Raw genomic sequence first — 5,165 nt, 5'->3', positions numbered from 1 at the left:
GCCCGGGGTGGTCTCGAGCGTAGTTCGTCCCATGCGCGTGGGGTGAGTGATCGGTGTGTGGGGGGTCTGGTGGCGGGGCCCCGCTGGGGTGGCCGGGGGCCCGGGATGGTCGGGGGGGACCGGCGCCCCCGGCACCACGGCCGTTCCGAGCCGGCAGGCACTGCCTGCCGGAAGCCCCGACGAAAGGGCACGCGACCGTCTGCGTGCCCTCGCCGCCCTCGGCGCCATCGTCCTCGTGGTCCTCGGCGTGCCCGTCCTGCTCGCCCTGCTACTCGGCGGGCCGATCCAGCGCGGCGGGAGCGGTGGCGCCGTCGCGCGGGCGGTGCTGACGCTGGTCCTCTGGGTTGCGTGGCTCCACTTCGTCGCCTGCCTTGTCACCGAGTGGCGAGCGGAGCTGCGCGGCAGTGGGCTCGCTCCGCGAATACCCCTCGGGGGCATTCCGCAGGTCCTGGCCCGGCGGCTGGTCGTCACCGCGCTGCTGCTCTCGGGGACAGCAGCCCTAGTCGTCCCGGTCACTTACAGTCAGGCGACGACACTCAGGGAACGGAGCCGATCCGCGGGGGTTCCACGCGCGATTCCCCCGACTCCACCCCGTCCGCAACTCGCGCCACCATCCGCGGCCGACCAGGCACCGGCACCGGTCCCGCCCACACGGACGGCGCGAAACACCTCGGTCTCGGCGCCGCGGGCCTGGACCACGGCGGCGGGCCCCGGAGTCCTCCGCGACCCGGTCGGCCCGTTCGAGTCCTCGCCCGACGCGTTTCCGTTCCACCCGGACATACCAGCGCCACCGGGTGCCGGACCCCTGCCAGATCACGAGATCCCGGCCGACGACGACCCGTTCGGCGATGCCTTCGATGCGAATCCCCGTGATGCGCAGGCGTCCGATGACCTGTACGGCGACCCGGGAGATGACCTCGCCGACGCGGTGCTGGTGGAGGCCACGCTCCGGGACGAGGAGATCGAGGCGCATCCCGCCTGGCAGGTCGACCCGCCGGAGCTGGTCAGCCCGACGGTTGACCGGCATGGCCAGCTGGTGCCGGGTGAGCGGGTGGTGAAGCTCTACGAGGTGCAGCCCGCCGAAGGACGGCACCACGACACTCTCTGGGGCATCGCGGAACGCTTCCTCGGAGACGGGCTGCGTTATCGGGAGATCTTCGACCTCAACGAAGGCCGGACCCAGCCGGACGGCCGGACGCTGTCCAAGCCCTCCCTGATCCACGCCGGGTGGGTGCTCCTGCTCCCGGCTGACGCGCAGGGCGACGGGCTGCGCGTCATGCGGATGCCGGAACCGACGAGCGGGCGGTCGGCGACCGACGAGGACGACCACGTGGCTCCCCGCTCCGACCTGGTGACGATCGAGCGGGCGCAGGCCGGCCCGATCGATCACGACTTCCCGGCGGAACTCGTCGGCGAACCGCCGCTGTCGCCGCACCTCGCGCAGGCATCACTGATACCGGCGTTGGACCCGGTCGAGTTCACCTCCGCCGGGCTGCTCGCCGCCGGAGTCCTCGTGGCACTGGCCCGGCGACGCCGGCCCGCCGCCGGGCGACCGGCCGACGCCGCGGAAGAGGCACTCCTCCTCGCAGCGGACACCGAGGCAGCACGATTCGTCGACCGGGCGCTGCGGGTGCTCGCCGTCGGCCTGACCACGCAGGGGCGTCTGCTCCCCCCTGTCTACGCGGCCATCCTTACCGAGCAGACGCTGATCCTGCACATGGCGCCGGCGGAGACCGAGCCGCCGCCTTCGCCATGGGCGGCCGGCGAGATCGACGGATCCTGGCGGATGGACCGGATCCCCGAGCTCCTCGAGGACCACGGCCCCGCAGCCGCGCAGGAGATCCCCGCGCCTTTCCCCGCCCTGGTCAGCTTCGGACACGATGACGCCGGCTCACGCATCCTCGTGGACCTCGAGGGTGCGCCTGGGGTGATCAGCATCCTTGGCGACCGGACGGTCGCGCTGCAGGTCGCCATCGCCGTGGCACTCGAGCTCGCGACCAACCTCTGGTCGGACGACCTCCGGGTCTGCCTCGTCGGGTTCCCGCCGGACGAGGCGCTTGACGAGCTGCTGTCGATCGTGCCGGAACGGCTGTGGACGGCGCCCAGCGCCGCCGCCGCCCTCGACGAGCTGTCCGAACCAGAGGATGACGCCGCCGGCCACCTGGGTGGCGACGACTTTCCGCTGGAGGCCGGTCAACGCATCGCCGGCAACCCGGGAGCACTCGCGCCGGACCTGCTCATCCTGGCCGAACCGGCCGGCGAGGAGGAGACCGACCGGCTGGTCCGGATGGCGCGCGGTCGCCGCCACGCCATCGGCGTCCTCACCATCGGGGACTCGCGGGCCGCGCAGTGGCGGTTCACCGTGGAATCGGACCACCGCATGTCCCTCGGCGTCCTCGGCGTCGACGTGTGGGCACAGTCGCTCACGCCGGGTCAGTACGCAGCGATAGCCGCCCTGTTCCGGGATGCGCCCCCGTCCCCGCCGCCGACCGCGCCGATGGACGAGTTCGCAAGTCCGGCAGCGCCAGCGGCGCTGCCACCGGCGCCGGGCGACGCGGGGGAGCGCCCGCTCCCCGAGGGAACACCTGGCGGCGGCCACCTGAACCCGCTGCCGGTCGACGATGTCACCCGCCCGCCCGCGATCCGCGGTTCGGTGCCGGGCGTCGTGCCGTGGACGCCCCCGCCCTCGCCGCCCCCAGCGGCTGCGCCGGTGCCCTCCGCGGCCGTCACGTCGAGTGGCGCCCGGCCAGACCCAGCCGACCCGGCGGAGGTGGACCAGGACTCGACCCGGCCGCCCGCCAACGGAAGACGCCAGCCGGTCGGGCCACCGCCGGCTGCGCCGCCACCGGGTGGAACCCTCTCACCGACCGCACTGAAGCCGGCCGCCGTGGAACCGCCGTCCGTCCGTCCGGCGGCGATCGCGCGGGGATCCGTGGTCAGCTCGGCCGGAAGTGACGACGACCCTGCCAACATCGGCCCCGGCCTGCTGTCCCATCCCGGGCGACCGCTCATCCGGCCCACCGACATTCCGCTCGTTCCGCCGGTGCTGTACTTCGAGACGCCGCGCATGCGCGCGAACCGAGAAGCCGGTGTTACCCCGGCCTCAGGCCCCGAGCCGTCGGTGGAAGCCGGGCAATCCCTGGTGCCGTGGGACGCGCGTACGGATGGTTCCGGGCAGCCAGCCCTAGCCGCCTTCCCAGATCCCGGCGCGGCGGCCCAACCTGCCGGGCCAGGGCGGTATGGCAGGCCGGTCGAGCGGGTCCCGACTCCGCCGCGGCCGATCCCGCCTCGTCCGCCGGTGCCGCCGCCGAACGAGGCGAAGCCCGCCACGACGCCGCCGTTCAGCCCGCAAGCGGTCCCGGCTGCCGACCCGCCCGCCGCAACGCATTACTCCGACGGGGACCCGACCATCCCCGGTCGGATCCCGCGGGCGGCTGACCCGTACCCGCCGGCGGAGCCTTCACCGCCGCGGGCGCCCGAGGAGCCGCCGGCCACCGGCGAGGCGCAGGTCCGCCTCCTCGGCGTGCCGACAGTGGAGGCGCCCGGGCCGCTGCCGGCCGCCGACGCCGAGCTCCTCACCGAGATCGTCGTGTATCTCGCGCTGCACCGCGAGGGGGCGGACCGGCACCAACTCGCCGAAGAGATCTCCTTCGCCGGTGCGGAGCCGGCGGGCAGCGACGCTGTGGCGGCCGCAATGGAGAAGGCGCGGCGCTGGCTGGGAGTGGACGCCGAAGGCCAGCCCAGGCTCGCCATCGATCCGCAGGGCCGCTGGCGGCTCGCCCCCGAGGTGCGCTGCGACTGGGAACTGTTCGTCGCGTACAACCATCGGGCCGAGATGCCCGGCAGCGACTCCGAGGCGGACCTGACGACCGCCCTGCGCATGGTCAGCGGTGCGCTGTGGACGAACCTCCCGGCCGACCGCTACCGCTGGGCCACCGCCGGGCCGATCGCCCGGGGCACCCGGGCAGGCATCGTCGATGTGGCCCACCGCCTCGCCGGGCTCACGCTCGACTTCGGCGACACGATGACCGCGATGGCGGCCTGCCGCACGGGACTGCGAGCGGTACCGACCTCGCAGGTCCTCTGGCGGGATCTGTTGCGCACGGTGGCGGCCAGGGGTGACCGGCGCACACTCGAGGCGGTGGCGACCGAGATGTATCGGACGATCAGCACCAGCGGCACCCGTCGCGGCGGGCGTGCCGAGGCAGAGACCGACGCGCTGGTCCAGACGCTGCTACCGGGGTTCCGGCGGGCGCGCCGCTGACCCGCCGCGGGCGGAGCCGCCGGCGAAGCAGGGCAGAATGCCCGCGCGGCGGCAACGCCGGTTCGTCGAGCGGAGGAGCAGGACATGGCCAGGCTGATCTACACGGCGATCACGTCACTCGATGGCTACGTGGTCGATGCGGGCGGCGACTTCTCCTGGTCGGCCCCCGACGAGGAGGTCCACACCTTCATCAACGACCTGGAACGGCCCACCGGCACCCACCTGCTCGGCCGGCGCATGTACGAGGTGATGTCCGTCTGGGAGACGATGCCGACCGGACCGCCGACCGGCGACCCGGACCCGGACGCCGTGACGCGCGACTTCGCCCGGCTCTGGCAGGGGGCCGACAAGGTCGTCTACTCGTCGACGCTTGCCGACGTGACGGCGCCGCGGACGCGCCTGGAACGGGAGTTCGACCCGGCCGCGGTCCGGTCGCTGGTCGCCTCGGCCGAGCGCGACGTGTCCATCGGCGGCCCCACCCTCGCCCGCCATGCCATCCGAGCCGGCCTGGTCGACGAGTACCACCTGTTCCTCACACCGATCGTGATCGGCGGTGGCGTCCGGTCGCTGCCCGACGATGCCCGCGTCACGCTGGATTTGCGCGACGAGCGCAGGTTCGCCGGCGGCGTGGTGTACCTGTGTTACCAGGCCACGGCCTGACGACGCCAGGCCACACAGCTCGACCAGGCCCGGACGGCAGGCTCCAGGTTCACCGGCCGGGGCGCAGGAAGGTGGGCCGCCGGGTCAGACGATGCTGTCCGGTGCGGCGAGTACCCGGCGGGTGGCGCGACGGAGGCGTTCCGCCTGCCGGCGCAGGTCCTCGGCCCGCGCGTCGAGCTCGCGCCGCGCGGCGTGCAGACCGTCGACCGGCACCAGGTCGTCGCCGAGCAGGGTCCGTGCC

General features: G+C 73.9%; 2 protein-coding genes. Both read left to right on the top strand.

What is annotated here, in order from left to right; translation table 11 throughout:
• Window positions 1–88 precede the first annotated feature (88 nt).
• The gene (locus MXD58_RS19415; RefSeq protein ID WP_250609684.1) at window positions 89–4,264 is read left to right on the top strand and encodes a LysM peptidoglycan-binding domain-containing protein; all 4,176 of its coding nucleotides are present in this window, start codon (window positions 89–91) and stop codon (window positions 4,262–4,264) included.
• A gap of 84 nt (window positions 4,265–4,348) precedes the next feature.
• On the top strand, window positions 4,349–4,924 hold the full coding sequence (locus MXD58_RS19410; protein WP_248841267.1) for a dihydrofolate reductase family protein: 576 nt from the start codon (window positions 4,349–4,351) through the stop codon (window positions 4,922–4,924).
• The last annotated feature ends 241 nt before the right edge of the window (window positions 4,925–5,165 follow it).

This window comes from Frankia sp. AgKG'84/4 (assembly GCF_023242965.2).
GTDB lineage: Bacteria > Actinomycetota > Actinomycetes > Frankiales > Frankiaceae > Frankia.
Note: the sequence above shows the minus strand (reverse complement) of the source record. Positions and strands in the feature narration are given on the sequence as shown.

Excerpts from the sequence above, each read along its gene's own strand:
- MXD58_RS19410 (WP_248841267.1), top strand. The coding sequence starts at position 4,349 with ATGGCCAGGCTGATCTACACGGCGATCACGTCACTCGATGGCTACGTG.